This window comes from Devosia polycyclovorans (assembly GCF_042181575.1).
Lineage (GTDB): Bacteria > Pseudomonadota > Alphaproteobacteria > Rhizobiales > Devosiaceae > Devosia > Devosia polycyclovorans.
The window spans coordinates 945,971-963,587 of sequence record NZ_CP170082.1; the positions used below are offsets into that span (position 1 = coordinate 945,971).

General features: G+C 62.9%; 17 protein-coding genes. 9 read left to right on the top strand and 8 right to left on the bottom strand.

What is annotated here, in order from left to right; genetic code table 11:
• Positions 1-66: 66 nt before the first annotated feature.
• On the top strand, positions 67-780 hold the full coding sequence (locus ACE4RL_RS04935) for an SDR family NAD(P)-dependent oxidoreductase (RefSeq protein WP_375599410.1): 714 nt from the start codon (positions 67-69) through the stop codon (positions 778-780).
• An 8-nt stretch (positions 781-788) separates the two neighbouring features.
• Here ACE4RL_RS04935 and ACE4RL_RS04940 read toward each other — a convergent pair whose 3' ends face one another.
• Positions 789-2,411: an ABC-F family ATP-binding cassette domain-containing protein gene (locus ACE4RL_RS04940; protein ID WP_375599411.1), complete on the bottom strand. Its 1,623-nt coding sequence runs from the start codon at positions 2,409-2,411 to the stop codon at positions 789-791.
• Between the two features lie 171 nt (positions 2,412-2,582).
• Complete coding sequence (locus ACE4RL_RS04945) at positions 2,583-3,683, bottom strand: TRAP transporter substrate-binding protein (RefSeq protein WP_375599412.1); 1,101 nt, start codon at positions 3,681-3,683, stop codon at positions 2,583-2,585.
• A gap of 238 nt (positions 3,684-3,921) precedes the next feature.
• Here ACE4RL_RS04945 and ACE4RL_RS04950 point away from each other — a divergent pair, with 238 nt between their 5' ends.
• Both ACE4RL_RS04950 and ACE4RL_RS04955 read left to right on the top strand, forming a co-directional pair.
• Positions 3,922-5,304, top strand: a complete 1,383-nt coding sequence (locus tag ACE4RL_RS04950) for a cache domain-containing protein (protein ID WP_375599413.1) — start codon at positions 3,922-3,924, stop codon at positions 5,302-5,304.
• On the top strand, positions 5,301-5,951 hold the full coding sequence (locus ACE4RL_RS04955) for a response regulator (protein WP_375599414.1): 651 nt from the start codon (positions 5,301-5,303) through the stop codon (positions 5,949-5,951). The genes ACE4RL_RS04950 and ACE4RL_RS04955 overlap by 4 nt, the downstream gene beginning before the upstream one ends.
• An 80-nt stretch (positions 5,952-6,031) precedes the next feature.
• Here ACE4RL_RS04955 and ACE4RL_RS04960 read toward each other — a convergent pair whose 3' ends face one another.
• Together ACE4RL_RS04960 and ACE4RL_RS04965 are read right to left on the bottom strand one after the other, a co-directional pair.
• Complete coding sequence (locus tag ACE4RL_RS04960; RefSeq protein WP_375599415.1) at positions 6,032-7,420, bottom strand: TRAP transporter large permease subunit; 1,389 nt, start codon at positions 7,418-7,420, stop codon at positions 6,032-6,034.
• Positions 7,420-7,998 carry a TRAP transporter small permease subunit gene (locus ACE4RL_RS04965; RefSeq protein WP_375599416.1) on the bottom strand — a complete coding sequence of 193 codons (579 nt, stop codon included), beginning with the start codon at positions 7,996-7,998 and terminating at the stop codon, positions 7,420-7,422. The genes ACE4RL_RS04960 and ACE4RL_RS04965 overlap by 1 nt, the downstream gene beginning before the upstream one ends.
• Positions 7,999-8,191: 193 nt before the next feature.
• On the opposite strand from ACE4RL_RS04965, the gene ACE4RL_RS04970 reads away from it, so the two are divergent.
• The 4 genes from ACE4RL_RS04970 (at position 8,192) to ACE4RL_RS04985 (ending at position 11,303) form a co-directional block, all read left to right on the top strand.
• Entirely contained in the window at positions 8,192-9,136 is a 945-nt protein-coding gene (locus ACE4RL_RS04970) for a carbohydrate kinase (RefSeq protein WP_375599417.1), read from the top strand.
• A gap of 83 nt (positions 9,137-9,219) precedes the next feature.
• Positions 9,220-9,936 carry a cytochrome c biogenesis CcdA family protein gene (locus tag ACE4RL_RS04975; RefSeq protein WP_375599418.1) on the top strand — a complete coding sequence of 239 codons (717 nt, stop codon included), beginning with the start codon at positions 9,220-9,222 and terminating at the stop codon, positions 9,934-9,936.
• Positions 9,937-9,946: 10 nt separating this feature from the next.
• The gene (locus ACE4RL_RS04980) at positions 9,947-10,357 is read left to right on the top strand and encodes a thioredoxin family protein (RefSeq protein WP_375599419.1); all 411 of its coding nucleotides are present in this window, start codon (positions 9,947-9,949) and stop codon (positions 10,355-10,357) included.
• A gap of 70 nt (positions 10,358-10,427) precedes the next feature.
• Positions 10,428-11,303, top strand: coding sequence for a cytochrome C (locus ACE4RL_RS04985; protein ID WP_375599420.1), 876 nt, complete (start codon positions 10,428-10,430; stop codon positions 11,301-11,303).
• Here the strand turns inward: ACE4RL_RS04985 and ACE4RL_RS04990 are convergent, their stop codons facing one another.
• The 4 genes from ACE4RL_RS04990 to ACE4RL_RS05005 form a co-directional block, all read right to left on the bottom strand.
• On the bottom strand, positions 11,304-12,920 hold the full coding sequence (locus ACE4RL_RS04990) for an L-aspartate oxidase (protein WP_375599421.1): 1,617 nt from the start codon (positions 12,918-12,920) through the stop codon (positions 11,304-11,306).
• A 264-nt stretch (positions 12,921-13,184) separates the two neighbouring features.
• The gene (locus ACE4RL_RS04995; protein ID WP_375599422.1) at positions 13,185-14,036 is read right to left on the bottom strand and encodes a fumarylacetoacetate hydrolase family protein; all 852 of its coding nucleotides are present in this window, start codon (positions 14,034-14,036) and stop codon (positions 13,185-13,187) included.
• A 79-nt stretch (positions 14,037-14,115) separates the two neighbouring features.
• Positions 14,116-14,550 (bottom strand): RbsD/FucU family protein, encoded by a 435-nt coding sequence (locus ACE4RL_RS05000; protein ID WP_375599423.1) that lies wholly within the window; start codon positions 14,548-14,550, stop codon positions 14,116-14,118.
• Between the two features lie 20 nt (positions 14,551-14,570).
• Positions 14,571-15,320 (bottom strand): GntR family transcriptional regulator, encoded by a 750-nt coding sequence (locus ACE4RL_RS05005; protein ID WP_375599424.1) that lies wholly within the window; start codon positions 15,318-15,320, stop codon positions 14,571-14,573.
• Positions 15,321-15,443: 123 nt separating this feature from the next.
• Between ACE4RL_RS05005 and ACE4RL_RS05010 the strand changes: the two genes are divergently transcribed.
• Both ACE4RL_RS05010 and ACE4RL_RS05015 read left to right on the top strand, forming a co-directional pair.
• Positions 15,444-16,994, top strand: a complete 1,551-nt coding sequence (locus ACE4RL_RS05010; protein WP_375599425.1) for a UxaA family hydrolase — start codon at positions 15,444-15,446, stop codon at positions 16,992-16,994.
• Entirely contained in the window at positions 16,991-17,614 is a 624-nt protein-coding gene (locus ACE4RL_RS05015; protein ID WP_375599426.1) for a class I SAM-dependent methyltransferase, read from the top strand. The genes ACE4RL_RS05010 and ACE4RL_RS05015 overlap by 4 nt, the downstream gene beginning before the upstream one ends.
• The last annotated feature ends 3 nt before the right edge of the window (positions 17,615-17,617 follow it).

The window sequence follows — 17,617 nt, forward strand, 5'->3', positions numbered from 1 at the left end:
CCCATGCCGGCAGGCAAATGAACTGCCCACCCTCGGCTTGCGTAGTGCAGGCAAGGAGGCGCAGTCATGACTGACTTGAAGTCTTTTCCGGTGGGTGGCCTTGCCGTTGTGATTGGTGCCAACGGCGGCATTGGCAGGGCTCTTGTCGAGGCCCTGTCAGACGGCAATCAATTTGGTGCTGTGTTGGGCTTTTCGCGCCGCGCCGATGGCCTTGACCTGACCGATGAGGCCTCGATCGCCAAGGTTGCTCACCGCGTTCATCAACACAACATTCCGATCCGGCTCGTCATCGTCGCTACGGGGCTTCTCCATGATGATGAGGGATTGCAGCCGGAGAAATCCTGGCGCCAACTCGATGCGGCCCGGTTGGCCCGCAGCTTCGCGGTCAACGCCACCGGCCCGGCCCTTGTCGCCAAGCATTTCCTGCCGCTATTGCCGCGGGAAGGCAAAGCCGTATTTGCGGCGCTCTCGGCCAAGGTCGGCAGCATCGGCGACAATCGCCTGGGCGGCTGGTACGGCTACCGCGCGGCCAAGGCGGCGCTGCACCAGTTGATCCACACCGCCGCCATCGAACTGCAACGCAACCGCCCTGACGCCTTCTGTGTGACGCTGCATCCAGGGACGGTCGCCACGCCGCTCTCGGCGCCCTTCACAGCCTCCGGCCATGACCCCGTAACCGCAGAATTCGCAGCCGCACGGCTGCTCGGCGTTATCGACAATCTTCGCGCCGCGGACAATGGCCGCATGCTCGACCACACAGGTCAGCCACTGCCCTGGTAGGATCTGGACTAGCCGCGCAGCCCCGGCGCTTCCTGCCCGGTCGCCTGCACATATTCGCTATAGCCGCCGCCATAGGTGTGAACGCCCTCCGGCGTCAGCTCGAGCACGCGATTGGACAGCGCTGCCAGAAAATGCCGGTCGTGGCTGACAAACAGCATGGTGCCTTCGAAGTTTGACAGCGCCTCGATCAACATCTGCTTGGTCTGGATGTCGAGATGGTTGGTCGGCTCGTCCAGCACCAGGAAGTTCGGCGGATCGAACAGGATCAACGCCATGGCCAGCCGCGCTTTCTCGCCGCCCGAGAGCACCCGGCATTTCTTTTCAATGTCGTCGCCGGAAAAGCCGAAACACCCTGCCAGCGCGCGCAAGGGCGCCTGCCCGGCCTGCGGAAAGGCGGCTTCCAGCGTCTGGAAAATCGTCATGTCACCGTCGATGCCATCCATGGCGTGCTGGGCGAAATAACCCAGCTTCACGCTCGGACCGCGCGACACTGACCCCGCATCGGGTTCGGCTGCTCCGGTCACAAGCTTGAGCAGTGTCGACTTGCCCGCGCCATTGACCCCCAGAATGCACCAGCGCTCACGCCGCCGCACATGGAAATCCAGCCCGTCATAGATCGAGCGGCTGCCATAGGCTTTCTTGACCTTCTCGATTCGCACGATGTCCTCGCCCGAACGCGGCGCGGGACGGAATTCGAAGGCCACGGTCTGCCGCCTTTTGGGCGGCTCGACCCGGTCGATCTTGTCGAGTTTTTTCACCCGGCTCTGCACCTGCGCGGCGTGGCTGGCGCGGGCCTTGAACCGCTCGATAAAGGCGATTTCCTTGGCCAGCATGGCCTGCTGCCGCTCGAACTGGGCCTGCTGGTTGCGATCGGCGATCTCGCGCTGACCCTGGTAGAAGTCATAATCGCCGGTGTAGCTGGTCAAGACCCCGGCATCGATCTCGATGATCTTGTTGACGATCCGGTTCATGAAGGCCCGGTCGTGCGACGTCATCAAAATCGCGCCGCTATAATTGTTGAGGAAGCTCTCCAGCCAGATCAGGCTTTCAAGGTCGAGATGGTTGCTCGGCTCATCGAGCAGCAGCACGTCGGGCTTCATGAGCAGGATCCGCGCCAGCGCCACCCGCATTTTCCAGCCGCCGGAGAGAGCGCCGACATCGCCATCCATCATCTCGGCCGAAAAACCCAGCCCCGCCAGCACTTCGCGCGCCCGGCCATCGAGCGAATAACCGTCCAGTTCCTGAAAGCGTCCCTGCACCTCGCCATAGCGCTCGATAATGGCGTCCATCGCATCGGCCTTGTCCGGGTCGGCCATATCAGCCTCCAGAACGGCCATCTCAGCCCTCAGCTCACTGACCGGTCCGGCCCCGTCCATCACGGCGCTGACCACCGATTGCCCGCTCATCTCGCCCACATCCTGGCTGAAATAACCAATGGACGTGCCCCGATCGACCGACACCTGCCCCTCATCGGGCGGCTCCTCGCCGGTGATCATCCGGAACAGTGTGGTCTTGCCGGCTCCATTAGGGCCCACCAACCCGATCTTCTCCCCCTTCTGCAGCGCGGCAGAGGCTTCGATGAAGACAATCTGCTTGCCGTTCTGCTTGGAGATGTTGTCGAGTTTGATCATGGGAGAGGCCTGGAGTGCGCGGCGCATTGCGCCGCAGAAAACAAAGCGCTCCTAAAGCATCCCCAAACGCTCCGGGCAAGGCACGTGGTCGATCACCAGCCATGCCCAAACATAAAAGACCCCGCAACCTGGGCTGCGGGGTCTCGATCTGATCGCCGAAGCGTCCTGCGATTAGTCGTACTTGATGTACTTTTCGCGGGCCACCAGGAACGGCATGTCGGTGCCCTCGGTGCGCTGGCGCAGCAGTTTGAAGGCGGAGATGAAGCTCTCGGCGGTTTCCTTAGTCAGCGCATCGCCGCTTTCGCGGATTTCCGAAATCAGTTCCATCGAAGCATTGGCGCCGGCCTCGATGATTTCCTCGGGGAACTGGCGGACCTGAACACCATGCTCGTCGACCAGCGCCTGCAGGGCACGTGGATCATTGGCATACATGTCCGAGGACACATCGTCATAGGACGCCTGTGTGGCGATGCGGACGATTTCCTGCAGGTCTTCGGGCAGTTCCTGGAACTTGGCCTTGTCGACCACCAGCTCGGTAGCCAGACCGGGCTCGACGAAGCTCGGGAAATAGTAGTTCTTGGCGACCTGATGGAAGCCGAGCGCCAGATCGTTATAGGGGCCAACGAATTCGGCCGCGTCCAGCGTGCCGGACTGCAGCGCGGCAAAGATCTCGCCGGCAGCCAGATTGGTCACCGAAGCGCCCAGCTTGCTCCACACCTGGCCGCCCAGACCCGGGGTCCGGAAGCGCAGGCCCTGAATGTCGGACACCCCGGTCAGCTCGTTCTTGAACCAGCCACCTGCCTGGGTGCCGGTATCGCCCGAGAGAAAGCCCTGCACGCCAAACTGGTCGTAAATCTGGTCCCACTTCTCCTGACCGCCGAGATAGCGCACCCAGGCACCCAGCTCGCGATTGGTCATGCCGAACGGCACGCCGGTGAAGAACGACAGGCCCTGGCTCTTGTTCTGCCAGTAATAGGCGGCGCCATGGCTCATTTCGGCCGAACCATCGATCACGGCGTCCAGCGCCTGCAGGCCCGGCACCATTTCACCGGCAGCAAACACCTGCACGGTCAGGCGACCGCCGGAGGCCTTGGTGATGCGATCGGCCAGCTTCTGCGCGCCAACACCCAGACCCGGAAAGTTCTTGGGCCAGGTGGTGACCATGCGCCACGTGATATTGCCCTGGGCAATCGCCGGGGTGGCCAGCGTGGCCGCGGCCGCAGCGCCGATCGTGGCAACCGAAGCCTGCTTGAAGAATTCGCGTCTCTTCATGAATTGTCCTCCCAGACAGAAAATGTGCGGCACAGGGGGCCGCATCGTTTTTCCGCATGCCGGACGCCGAAGCGGCGATTTCCAAGACATGCGCGCAGCTTAGAGATAACGCAGTGGGCGGACCTGTCCAGTGGCAGCGCTCCATGCAGACCTCTTTTCGCGGCGGAAACTACCCACTACTACGCAGGGCGTGGCGCCGGATCGTGCTATTATCCGCGCTCGATGGAGGCTGGCGCCCATGAATTTGAGACAGAAAATCCTGGCCCTCGCCGTGGTGCCGCTGGTGTTGGCGATCCTGGCGATCACCGGGCTTGTCACCCTGCAGTCGACGGAATTGTCGCGGGCGAGCCTGGCCACCTTTGAGCGGAGCCTGCTCAAGGCCAAGGAAAACGAGCTTCTCAACCTCACCAATATGGCAATCTCAGCCATTTCGGACATTTATGAAGCCGCCGGACCCGATGACGAGGCGGCCAAGCGCCAGGTGCAGGAAATCCTCTCGAGCCTCGACTATGGACCGGATGGCTACTTTTTCGCTTATGACTATGACGGGGTGAACATCGTCCATCCGCGCCAGCAATTCCGGCATGGCCAGAACTGGATGGACCTGACCGATCCGGATGGCAATCGTGTCATCTATTACCTGATCGAGCGGGCCAAGGAAGGCGGCGGCCTGCATCAGTACAAATGGGAGAAACCCTCGACCGGCACAGTGGCCGACAAACTCTCTTTTGCGGTGGGTCTGGAAAAATGGCGCTGGATGCTGGGCACGGGCGTCTATCTCGATGATGTCTATGCCCTGACGGCGGCGGCCGAGGCGGACCTGATTTCCCATATCAACACCACCTTCCTTATCGTCGCGGCCATTACTATTCCCAGCGTCATTGCGGTTTTCCTCGCCGGCTTCGTCATCACCATGCATGAACGGCGCCTGGCGGATGGCCGGCTCAAGGAACTGACCCAGCGCGTCATTGACGCCCAGGAAGAAGAGCGGGCGCGCATTGCCAGGGAACTGCATGACGGCATTTCCCAATCCATGGTGGCAGCCCGCTATATGCTCGATCTGGCGCTGGCCAAGGTCAGGTCGGGTGCGGACGATACCGCCGCGATCATCGAGCGGGGGGCCAATGGCCTTAACAGCGCCATCAAGGAGGTGCGCCGCATCTCCCATGATCTGCGTCCGGGCCTGCTCGATGATCTGGGCCTGTCCGCCGCGTTGGAGGCGCTTACCGGCAATTTCTCGGAACGCAGCGGCATTGCCGTGGACCTCAGGACCGTGGCCTTCAAGAACGTGATCCTGCCCGAGGCGCGCACCGCGCTTTATCGCGTTGCCCAGGAAGCGCTGACCAATATCGAGCGGCATGCCCAAGCCAGCGCAGTGCGGATCGTCCTCACCAGCAGTGGTGGCGGCGCGCAATTGCTGATCGAGGACAATGGTCGCGGCTTTGCCGATCGCGATGGCAAGGGGCGCCTGGGCGGGCTGGGCCTGCGCAACATGCAGGAGCGCATGGAGCATTTCGGCGGCTCGCTTGATGTCCGGACCTCGCCCCGTGGCACCACATTGCGGGCCCGCTTGCCCAAATCCATCTACCTCACCCAAAGAATCGAACCGGTCCCGGCATGACATCGCCCGCCCCCATCCGCGTCATCATCTGCGATGATCATCCGCTCGTGCTCGAAGGCATCCGTTCCGTCATCGAGACCTATGGGCATATCCGCGTCGTCGGCGCCGTCGGCTCGGCAAGAGCCGCCCTGGCCCTGGCCGAAAGTGACGGGGCCGACGTGGTCCTGCTCGATATCAACATGCCCGAATTGAGCGGGCTGGATGCGGTCGAACTGTTCCGCGAACGGTTGCCGCGGACGCGCCTCCTGATGCTTTCCATGCATGACAGCCGCGAATATATTTCGACTGCGGTCATGTATGGCGCCTCCGGCTATATTCTCAAGGACGTGTCGACCAGCGAGATCATCAATGCCATCGAGACAGTCGCCGGCGGGGACACGTATTTTTCCTCGGGCGTGGCCGACGCGATCCTCAACAAGAGCGCCAAACCGGCCGCCAATATGCCGCTCTCCACCCGCGAGCAGGCTGTCTTGCTGCTTCTGGCGCAGGGCCAGTCCAACAAGGATATTGCCGTCAGCCTCGATATCTCGGTGCGGACGGTGGAAACCCACCGCAAGCACATCAAGAAAAAGCTCGGCATCGCCACGACTGCAGGCCTCACCCGCTACGTTATCGACCAGGGACTGATCGGTCCCGACGAGGACTGACGAAGCGGTCAAGCGGGCCAAATGAAAGGGCCGGACGGTTATCCGTCCGGCCCCCGTTATTTTGGCTCTGAGTTCTGCGGTCAGTACAGCACGTCGGGCAACCAGGTGATGAGCTGGGGGAAGGCGAAGAGCAGGGCGATGCCGATCAGTTGCAGGATCACGAAGGGTATGGCGCCGCGATAGATGGCGCCGGTCGATACGGCATTGGAGGCGACACCGCGCAGGTAGAAGAGGGCAAAGCCGAAGGGCGGGGTGAGGAAGCTGGTCTGCAGGTTTACGCCCACCATGACCCCGAGCCAGATCGGATCGACATCGAGCGCCAAGAGCACCGGGGCGGTGATCGGGATGACGATGAAGATGATCTCGAAGGTGTCGAGGATGAAGCCGAGCAGGAACATGATCAGCATGACGACGATCATGGCGCCGATGGCCCCGCCCGGCATGGAGGAGAGGAATTCATGCACCAGATTGTCGCCGCCCATCATGCGGAAGACGATGGAGAACACCGCCGCACCGAACAGGATGATGAACACCATCGAGGTGATGGTGGCGGTGGAAATGACGGCCTGGCGCAGGATGGAGAAGTTGATGCGGCGGCGCAGAAGGGCCAGCAGCATGGCGCCGACCGAGCCGACCGAGGCCGCTTCGGTGGGGGTGGCGACGCCGCCCAGGATCGAGCCGAGCACGGCGATGATCAGCAGCAGCGGCGGCACCAGGGCAACGAAGACTTCGCGCGTCAGCCCGGCTTTTTCGTCTTCGGGGACCGGGGTAGCGGGGCAGGATTTGGGGTCGGTGATCGCCTTGAAAATCATGTAGGCGGCATAGAGCCCGACCAGCAGCAGGCCGGGCAGGATGGCGCCGGCAAACAGGGCGCCAACCGAGACCGGCTCGGGGGCAAAATTGCCCTTTTCCATCTGCACCTGGGAATTGATGCCGGCCAGCATGTCGCCCATGAAGATGAGCACGGTCGAGGGCGGGATGATCTGGCCCAGCGTGCCCGAGGCGCAGATGACGCCTGTGGCCAGTTTGGGATCGTAACCGGCCCGCAGCATGGCAGGCAGGGAAATCAGCCCCATGGTGACGACGGTGGCGCCGACGACACCGGTCGAGGCAGCGAGCAGGGCGCCAACGACGATGACCGACAGGCCCAGCCCGCCGCGCAGATTGCCAAACAGCTTGCCCATGGTGAGCAACAATTGCTCGGCGATGCCGCTTCGTTCGAGCACGACGCCCATGAAAATGAAGAGCGGCACGGCGACCAGCACTTCATTGGTCATCAACCCGATATAGCGGCCCGCCAGCGAGCCATAATTGGAGGGGTCATAAACCCCCAGCCACCAGCCGACCAGACCGAAGATCAGCGCGGTGCCGGCCAGCGAAAAGGCCACCGGAAAGCCCAGCATGAGCACGCCGATGACGCCAAAGAACATGACGGCCGAGAGGATCTCGCCGAGTAGCACGGGATCCATCAGGCAATCTCTCCGGCGGGATGGTCATTGTCGTCGGGGTTTTCATAGCGCAGATGCGGCGGCAGGAGATCTTCCTTGCCGGCCAGCACCAGAATGGCGCGGGCGGCCATGGCCAGACCCTGCAGGCCGACCAGCACGGCAAAGACCAGGATGAAGCTCTTCAGGATAAACAGCCCCGGCATGCCGCCAATATTGGCCGAACCTTCCATATAGCCCCAGGAGCGGGCCACCGCCGGATAGCCATAGGTCCAGACCACATAGACATAGGGCAGGAGGAAGATCACCACGCCGATCAGATCGGCAATGGCTTTGCGGCGGGCCGGGGCGGGACGGTAGAACACATCTACCCGCACATGGTCATTGCGCAGCAGGGCAAACCCGGCCACCCCGGTAAACATGGCGCCACCGAGCCAGACATAAAGATCCTGCATCCACAGCGTCGAGGTGCTGAACACATAGCGCTGCACAACAACCGTGAAACACACCAGCACACAGGCCAGTGCAAGCCACGACAATACCTGGCCAACAAGCCAGTTGATGGCGCTGATCACCCGGACCAGCACGGCGAGCGCTTGCATAAAAATGCGCCTCCTCAGTTCCCCGCAGTTCAGACCGGCACTTTTCGCGCCTTTGCCTGAACCGATTGAGCATTATCCGTTCGGTGGGTCAATGTGATTGTGGCGGAAATGCGGGAGTTTGCCGCATCGCGCTGGTGACATCTGATACGAAAGTGGTATGCAGCCGCTCGATGCCAGTGCCTGGGAGGAATGCATGTTCGTTGTGGGAGGCGAAAGCCTGATCGATCTGGTGCCGGTATCGGCCGAGCCGGGTGCTGAGCGGGTGGCGCATGCGGGCGGGTCGCCGTTGAATTGCGCCATTGCCCTTTCCAAGCTGGGCAATGAAGCCGGCTTTCTCTGCCCGATCAGCCAGGACGAATATGGCGACATGCTACTGGCGCCATTGGCGGAGGCGGGCGTTGCTGTACTGCTCAAGGATCGGGTTGCGGCGCCCACGACCAAGGCCATTGTCAGCTTCAATGCGAAGATGCAGGCGAGCTATGTGTTCGAGCGCGGTGCCGACCGCGCCCTCACCCGCGAGGGTCTGTTGGCCGCGCTGCCGCAGGCGGTCGAACTCTATCAGATCGGCGGATTTTGTCCGATCCTGGAAGAGGATGCCGCGATCTGGAGCGATGTGGTCGATGCGGCCACTGCACGGGGGGCGACGGTCTCCATCGACATCAATGTGCGCGACAAGCTCATAGAGGACGAGGCCGGTTACCGGGCGCGGCTGGGCCAGTTTCTGGACAAGGCGCATCTGGTCAAGCTGTCGGACGAGGACCATGCGTGGCTCGAACCGGGCAAGAGCGTTGAAGATCATGCCGCCGCACTGTTGGCGCGACCCAATTGCGAACTGGTGGTGGTCACCATGGGCGAGGCGGGTTCGCGCGCCTTTTCCCGCACTGCGGACGCCGCTGCCCCGATCCACAGGCCGGAGGTGTTTGGCGATACGGTGGGGGCAGGCGACAGCCTGATGGCGGGCATTTTGACCTGGCTGGGCGAAGCCGGTGCGCTCAAGCCGGGTGGCCTGGCGGCGCTGGATGCTGAACAATTGACCGCCATGCTGCGCTTTGGCGCTGTGGTTGCGGGGATCAATTGTGGCCGGATCGGCTGTCAGCCCCCGAGCCGGGCCGAGGTCGACGCCGTCCTTGCTGCCTGATCACGCGGCCTTGACCAGGCGCTCGTAACTTTTCCGCACCGCTCTCCGTATAATGCGATGAAGAAAGCCAATTGGGAGCGGATGTGTTCGATCTGGTTCTGGCCTATGCAGCGGGCCTGCTGACGCTGATCAATCCCTGCGTGTTGCCCCTGCTGCCGCTGATCGGGGCGAGTGCCCTGGCGCGGCACCGGTTGGCGCCAGTGGCCATGGCCGGCGGCATGGCGGTCAGCTTTACGCTAGCCGGACTTGGTGCATTTGCCCTGACGCGGGCGCTCGGACTGCCGCAGGAGGCGATTACGCTGGGCGCGGGTTGGGCCATGCTGGGTTTTGGCCTTGTCATGCTGACCCCGCCTTTGCAGGCGCAGTTCTCGCGGCTCGCCGGGGCTACGGCAAGCGGCAGCACACGATTGCTCGGGCAGGTAGAAGGCCGCGGGCTTTGGGGCGAGGCCGCCGCCGGCGCCCTGCTGGGCCTGGCCTGGTCGCCCTGTATCGGGCCGACGCTGGGTGGCGCGATCGGGCTGGCAGCGCAGGGCGAAGACCTGTTTTATGCCGGGCTGATCATGGTTTTTTTCGCACTGGGCGCGGCCAGCATTGTGCTGGCGCTAGCCTATGGCACGAGGGCCGCACTTTCGGGCCGGCGGGCCTTTCTCATGCAGGTTGCGCCGCATGCCAAGACCATTCTGGGGTTCGGGCTCATCGTCGTGGGCCTGGGCATAATTTTCCGCATCGACAGATTGCTCGAAGCCTGGGCGCTCGGCGTCTTGCCGGCCTGGCTGGTCGATCTGTCCGTCAGCATCTAGGGAGGACAACATGATTACCCGCCGCCATCTGCTCGCCGGCCTTGCCGGGCTCAGCGCATCGGTACTGGCCGCAGGCCATGCAAGCGCGCTGGAATTCATCGACTATACCGGCAACGAACTTGAGGGGCTGGCCGCGAGCGGCGTGCCCTATCTCATCAATTTCCACGCCACCTGGTGCCCGACCTGTGCGGCGCAGCAGCGGGTACTCGACGCCTTGCAGGGTGAAAGCGAAGCCTATGCGGCCATCCCTATCCTGCGGGTCGACTGGGACGATTACGGCAATGGCGAACTGGTGCGCAATCTGGCCATTCCGCGCCGCTCGACGCTGGTGCTGATGCGCGGCAATAGCGAGCTTGGGCGGCTGGTGGCCGAAACGCGCAAGGACAAGATCGCCGAGTTGCTCGACCTCGCGGCGTCTTGATGTGAATGCCGATTGCACCCCCTGGCGGGTTCTGGTCTGATCCGCTCAGCGGGCAGCCAGGGGGATCGGCATGCGGAAACGTTGGTGGACGGCAGTCGCGATCGCGGTAATCGGGGTCGGGACCAGTGCCTTCCTGCTCAAGCCCGTCGCCGGGCCGGCCCGCGACCTCGACGTGGTCGGTAACGTGGAACGGGGCAACTATCTCATCCGCCTTGGCGGGTGCGTAGCCTGCCACACCGATGCCGCTTCAGGTCGCGCCTATCTCTCGGGCGGAGCAGGTCTTGAAACACCGTTCGGCACCTTTGTTCCGCCCAACATCACCTCTGATCCCGATGCTGGTATCGGCGGCTGGACGCTGGCGCAATTTGCCGATGCGATGAGCAATGGCATGGGCCCCCAAGGCCATCTCTACCCGGCCTTCCCCTATGAGAACTACACGCTGATGAGCGACCAGGAGATTGCCGATCTCTATGCGGCGCTGATGGCCACCGAGCCTGTCAGCGAACCGGCGCCTGAGAGCGAGATACCCTTTCCGTTCAACATCCGGCTGGCCATGGCCGGCTGGAAGAACCTGTTCTTTTCGCCCGACCGGTTTGAGCCCGAAGAGGGGCAAACCGAGGGCTATAATCGCGGTATGTACCTGGCCTATGGGCCGGCTCATTGCGTTGCCTGCCATACGCCGCGCAACGCGCTGGGCGCGCTGGAATGGGACAGGGCGCTGACCGGGTCACCCGGCGGCACGGGCGGGCGGGCGCCCGATATTACAGCCGCAGCCCTGGTGGCGGAGGGTTACGATGTGCCAACCCTGGTGCAGACGCTCAAGGACGGGTTTACGCCGGGCTTTGATGTATTGGGTGGCGCGATGGGCGAGGTGATTGCCGATTCAACGTCACACTGGGCCGATGCGGATTTGACGGCGCTGGCGACATATCTGCTGGCAGAGTGATCAAGCCCCGGCCCGAATGGCCAGCGCCTCGCCGAGCGTCATTTCGGTGTGCAGTTCCCAGTTTTCGTTCGGTTCGGGATAATCCAGACGAAAATGACCGCCTCTGCTCTCAGTACGCTTGAGGGCTGCCGCAGCAACGAGGGTGGCCGAAGTCGTCATGTTGAGATAGGCGCTGGTGACCTGTTCGGCGGTGGCTTCGAGATGGGCGATCTGGCGGAGCGCGGTTTTGAGGCCCTCCGCGTCCCGCTCGACACCGACCAAATCGCTCATGATCCGCCGCAATTCCTGCACCGCGATGGTGTTGCGCAGGACCTCCTCGGCCTTGTTGCCTTCGGCGTCATCCCACTCGATACCCTTGAAGGGGGTCAGTTCCCGGGCTGGCTCCAGGCCGCCGATATCCACGGCAATGCGGGCGCCATAGACCACGGCTTCGAGCAGGGAATTGGAGGCCAGGCGGTTGGCGCCATGCAGCCCTGTGCAACTGGCTTCCCCGCAGACCCAGAGGCCGGGCAAAGAGGAGCGGCCACGCTCATCCACCTTGACCCCGCCCATGTGGAAATGGGCGGCGGGGGTGACCGGGATCACGCCGTTGACCGGGTCGATGCCAGCGTCGTGGCAATATTTTGAAACGGTTGGAAAACGCGTGAGGATGTCTGCGCCCAGGACTTCCCTGGTATCAAGAAAGACCCTGCGGCCCGACTGGATCTGGCGGAAATTGGCGCGGGCAACGATGTCGCGCGGTGCCAGTTCTGCGTCGGGATGGATGGCGGGCATGAAGCGCTCACCCAGATCATTGAGCAGGATGGCGCCTTCGCCGCGCAAGGCCTCGGTCGCGAGCGGGGCCGGGTCGGCGCCAGTGGCAATGGCGGTGGGGTGGAACTGGACGAATTCGGGATCAGCGATGATGGCGCCAGCGCGGGCCGCCATGCCCATGGCGTGGCCACGTACGCCGGGGGGGTTGGTGGTAACCGCGTATAGTCCGCCGAGGCCGCCGGCGGCGAGGATGGTGGCGCGGGCGCGGATATAGATGGGTTCGGAATAGCGGTCGCCCAGGCGTCGGCAATAGACGCCGACAATACGGCCATTGTCGCGGGCAAGGCTGAGGGCGGTGATGCCTTCGACAACGCGAATGGACGGGGTACGCCTGACCTCGGCGATGATGGCCTGCATGATGGCCCAGCCGGCGCGGTCGCCCTCGACCTTGACGATGCGGTTGGCGGAATGAGCCGCTTCGCGGCCGAGTTCGAAATTGCCGAAATCGTCGCGATCGAAAGGGGTGCCCCAGCGGGCCAGGTCTTCGATGCGCGCCACGGCCTCAGCCGTGACCCCTTCGGCGGTGCCGTGGTCGACAATGCCGGCGCCGGCCATTTCGGTGTCATGGGCGTGGGCGCGAGGGCTATCGCCCTGCCCAATCGCTGCCGCCACGCCCCCCTGTGCCCAGGCTGAGGATGCGCCCATGCCCAGCGGTTTGGGGGAAAGCACCGTGACCGGGCGCGGCGCCAGCTTGAGCGCGGTGAACAGACCGGCAAGGCCGGCACCGACGATGAGCGCGCCATCGGCATCGAGCGTGTTGTCGAAAATGGTCATGGTCTCCCCCAGTTCCCGAATGAGGGCCATAGCGGTCCTACGGTCCGGCCACAAGGTAAGCCTTGGTCCCGGTCGTGCGCCGGTGCGATAATTCTCTGCCAGTTTTCTATCGCCGCCTAGGGGCAGAAAGGCAGGTGAGGCCAGCACGAGGCTGACAGGCACCGTTCGAGGCGCCGGGCACTGTGCGGGATCGTCGGAGGTGAGCAAGGTGCGCGGACCCGCCTGACGGGCCCGCAGATTTAGTTCCCTGCGCGGGTTGTCCCTCTCGTCAAGGGGATGGGCGCACAGCAGAACTCAGGCGCTGTAGGCCTTGACGTTCTGGGTCTGCTCGCCGAGGCCTTCGATGCCGAGGCGCATCACATTGCCCGGCTGAAGCCAGACCGGCTCGGGCTTGATGCCCATGCCGACGCCCGGCGGGGTGCCGGTGGTGATGATGTCGCCCGGCTGCAGGCTCATGAACTGGGAGACGTAGGACACGACCTTGGCGACGCCAAAGATCATGGTATTGGTTGAGCCGTCCTGATAGCGCTTGCCATCAACTTCGAGCCACATCTTGAGGTTCTGCGGATCGGCCACCTCGTCCTTGGTCACCAGCCACGGACCGATCGGACCGAAGGTATCGGCGCCCTTGCCCTTGTCCCAGGTGCCGCCGCGCTCGATCTGGAAATGGCGCTCGGAGACGTCATTGCAGACGCAATAGCCGGCGACATGGTCCATGGCATCGGCTTCCTCGACATAGCGGGCCTCCTTGCCGATGACGACGGCCAACTCGACTTCCCAATCGGGCTTGATGGCATTCTTGGGAATGATGACATCGTCATTGGGGCCGATGATGGCGCTGGTGGCCTTCATGAAGATGATCGGCTCTTCCGGGATCGGCGCGCCGGTTTCGGCGGCATGGTCGGCATAGTTCAGCCCGATGCAGATGAACTTTCCGACATTGGCCACGCAGGGGCCGATGCGCTCATCGGCAGACAGCGTGGGCAGCGAGGCGATGTCGGTGCCGGCAATAATTTCCAGACCCTCGGGCAGCAGGGTTGCCCCGCCAATGTCCGCCACGACGCCGGTGAGGTCGCGGATCGAGCCATCTTCAGCAAGAATGGCGGGCTTTTCAGCGCCCTTGGCGCCGACGCGAAGCAGTTTCATTGCAGGAGTCCTCCAAGTGGTTTGTCGGCGTCATAGAGCTAACATGTTAGCCTGTCGAGGGCGGCCCGGACGGAATCCGTCAGCCTTCGGGTCGAATGACGCCCTTCTTGAGTATGATGTTGCCATAGAGCCGCGCTTCGCCGGTCTGCACGAGAGCGGCGGCCTTGCTGGCGCGATCGTAAAAGGCAAAACGCTCAATGGTGGAGAAGCGCCGGGTTGGCTCGTGGCGGGCAATGAGCGCCTCGAACTCCCCGAAGATCGGCGGGACGGCGGACGCATCGCCGACAACGGCCATGCCGATGGCGGATTCGTCGACAAAATCATCGAGCGGCATCACGGTCAGCACCGCATCCAGAATGTCAGTGGCGGCAATGCCGTCGGCCCGGATCACGGATGGACCGAGGAACTCGGCAGGGAAGTTGGCGTCGACGATGGCAATCTCGTCGCCGTGGCCCATTGCACGCAGGGTGGAGAGCAATTCGGGGCCAAGCAGGGGCGGGATATTCTTGAGCATTGATGAAAGAGGTCTCTTGGTTAGCCGAAAGGAAAATCATTGTCTGCGGTGGTGAATTCGGCCCCATCGGCAAACAGCGCCGGTTGCTCCTGGGCGAAGGCGAACAGCTCCACCATGACCGCGTCAATATGGGCGCGAATGGCGGCAATGGCCTGAGGCGCGTCGGCGGCCAAGATGCCGTCAAAGATCGCCTGATGCTCGGCAATGGTATGGTTGAGCCGGCGCGGGGTGATGATGAGGCGCCGGGCGCGATCGAGATTGGCGCGGGCCTTGTCGATAATCGATTTGACCTTGGTCAGCCGCATGGAGCGAAAGATGATGTCGTGAAAATCGACGTCGATCTGGTGGAAGGTTTCCGCGTCATCGCGTGATGCGGCCTCGCGCTGGGCGGCCATATTGGCGTGCAGCGCCGCTATCACTTCAGTGTCGTGCTTGCCGATCAGAACACGCAGGGCCTCGCTTTCGAGACCCTTGCGGATGAGCATGTATTCGCGCACATCGGCGATTTTGACCAGTGACACGGTAGAGCCGCGCTGCGGCGCGATATCGACCAGCCCTTCCTCGGCCAGCCGGGCCAGCGCCTCGCTGACCGGGAAGCGCGAGACGCCCAATTGGCTGCAAATGGCGGATTTGTCCAGCATGGTGCCGGGCGGCAGGGCCAGGGTGACAATGGCCTGGCGCAGGGCATTGGTCACGTCAAGCGTAACCGTGCCGCGCGAGAAATCGCCTGCTTGTCCTAGAAATTGGTAGGGACTGGCTTCCGTTTTCATGCTAACATGTTAGTTAGTGATGTCTTGAAAGACAATGCCGGACCTCTCGAAGCGCGTGCGCAATCTGACGAGATTATCCTCTGGCGTAAAGCGTTGAGAACCGACTGCCAAAGGCCCCTATCGATGAATGAGCAAGTGACCCAGCCGCAAGGCAAGACCCTGGTGCTGAACGCCGCCGACAATATTGCGGTAGCGCTGGCCAATCTCGAGGTGGGCACCGGCACGCCCGAGGGTGTTGCCATCATCCGCCGGGTGCCGCGCGGGCACAAATTCGCCACGCGCCCGATTGCGGCGGGCGAGGCTGTGGTCAAATTCGGCCAGATCATCGGCTTTGCCAAGGAAGGGATCGCGCCGGGCGATTGGGTGCATGAGCACAATTGCGGCATGGGTGGACCCGATGGGTCGCTCGCGCATGAGTATGCCTTTGCCGAGGGCGCGGTGCCGGTTGAGATGGTCGAGGCCAGCCAGCGGGCGACCTTTCAAGGCTATAAGCGCGCCAATGGCTCGGTGGGGACGCGCAATTATGTCGGTATCCTGACCTCGGTGAACTGCTCGGCGACCGTCGCCAAATTCATGGCCGAAGCGATCAACCGCTCGGGCGTTTTGGACGACTACCCGGAGATTGATGGGGTGATCCCATTCGTTCATGGCACTGGCTGCGCCATGGATCTCTCGGGCGAGGGCTATCAGATTTTCCGGCGCACGCAGTGGGGCTATACCTCAAACCCCAATCTGGGCGCGGCGCTGCTGGTGGGCCTGGGGTGCGAGGCCTTCCAGATCGACCGGATGAAGGAAGCCTATAACCTTTCTGAGACCGACACGTTCCAGACCATGACGATCCAGGAGATCGGCGGCACGCGCAAGATGATCGAGTGGGGGGTCGAGCGCATCAAGGAGATGCTGCCAGTGGCAGCAAAGGCAAGACGCGAAACGGTGGATGCCAGTCATCTCACCCTGGCGCTGCAATGCGGCGGGTCGGATGGCTATTCGGGCATTACCGCCAATCCGGCGCTGGGCGTGGCGGTCGATACGCTGGTCAAGCATGGCGGTACGGCTATTCTTTCGGAAACGCCGGAAGTCTATGGTGCTGAACACATGCTGACCCGCCGCGCGGTGACGCGCGAAGTGGGCGAAAAGCTGCTCGAACGCATCAAGTGGTGGGAAGACTACACGCGTCGCAATGGCGGGGAGATGAACAACAATCCCTCGCCGGGCAACAAGCTGGGCGGGCTGACCACCATTCTTGAGAAGTCGCTCGGCGCCACCGCCAAGGGTGGCTCTACACCGCTGGCGGCGGTTTATGAATATGCCGAAAAGGTCACCGAGAAGGGCTTTGTGTTTATGGACACGCCTGGCTTTGATCCTGTGTCCGCCACGGGGCAGGTGGCCGGTGGGGCCAATGTGCTGACCTTCACCACCGGGCGCGGCTCGGCCTATGGCTGCAAGCCTGTTCCTTCGATCAAGCTGGCGACCAACTCGGACATGTATGCCCGTATGAGCGAGGATATGGACATCAATTGCGGCGATATCGTCGAGGGTGTTTCCATCGAGGCCAAGGGGCAGGAAATCTTCGAGCACGTGCTCAAGGTCGCCTCGGGCGAGCGGACCAAGTCCGAGACGCTGGGCTATGGCGACAATGAATTTGTGCCCTGGCAGGTCGGGGCGGTGATGTGAGCGAGCGCCAAGACCATTGGCAGGGGGTTTATTCCACCAAGGGCGAGGACGAGGTGTCCTGGTTCGAGGAGAGCCCCGCCTATTCGCTTGGACTTCTTGATGCCGCAGGCCTTGGCCAGGAGCACGCGCTTGTCGATATCGGGGGTGGTGCCTCACGGCTGGTGGATGCGTTGGTGGCGCGTGGCCAGGCATGGGTGAGCGTGCTGGACCTGTCGCAGGCGGCACTCGACATTGTCCGTGCTCGCCTGCCTGAGGCCAACAATGTCGGCTGGATCGCTGCCGATGTCACCCAATGGGAGCCTGATCGCCCCTATGACTTCTGGCATGACCGTGCCGCGTTGCATTTCCTGACGGGAGCGGATGATCAGGCGCGCTATGCCAAGGCCATTGATCGGGCGCTGGTCGCCGGGGGCGTCGCCGTTATCGGAACGTTCGCGCCGGATGGCCCGGAAAAATGCAGTGGCTTGCCGGTGGTGCGGCATGACGGGGAGAGCCTTTCGGCACTGCTCGGCGACCGGTTCTCGCTTATCGGCCATGCCCGGCACGAGCATGTTACCCCATGGGGAAGCGTGCAGAAATTCCAGTTCAGCACCTTCCGCAAGCGACAGAACGCAGCGTAGTAC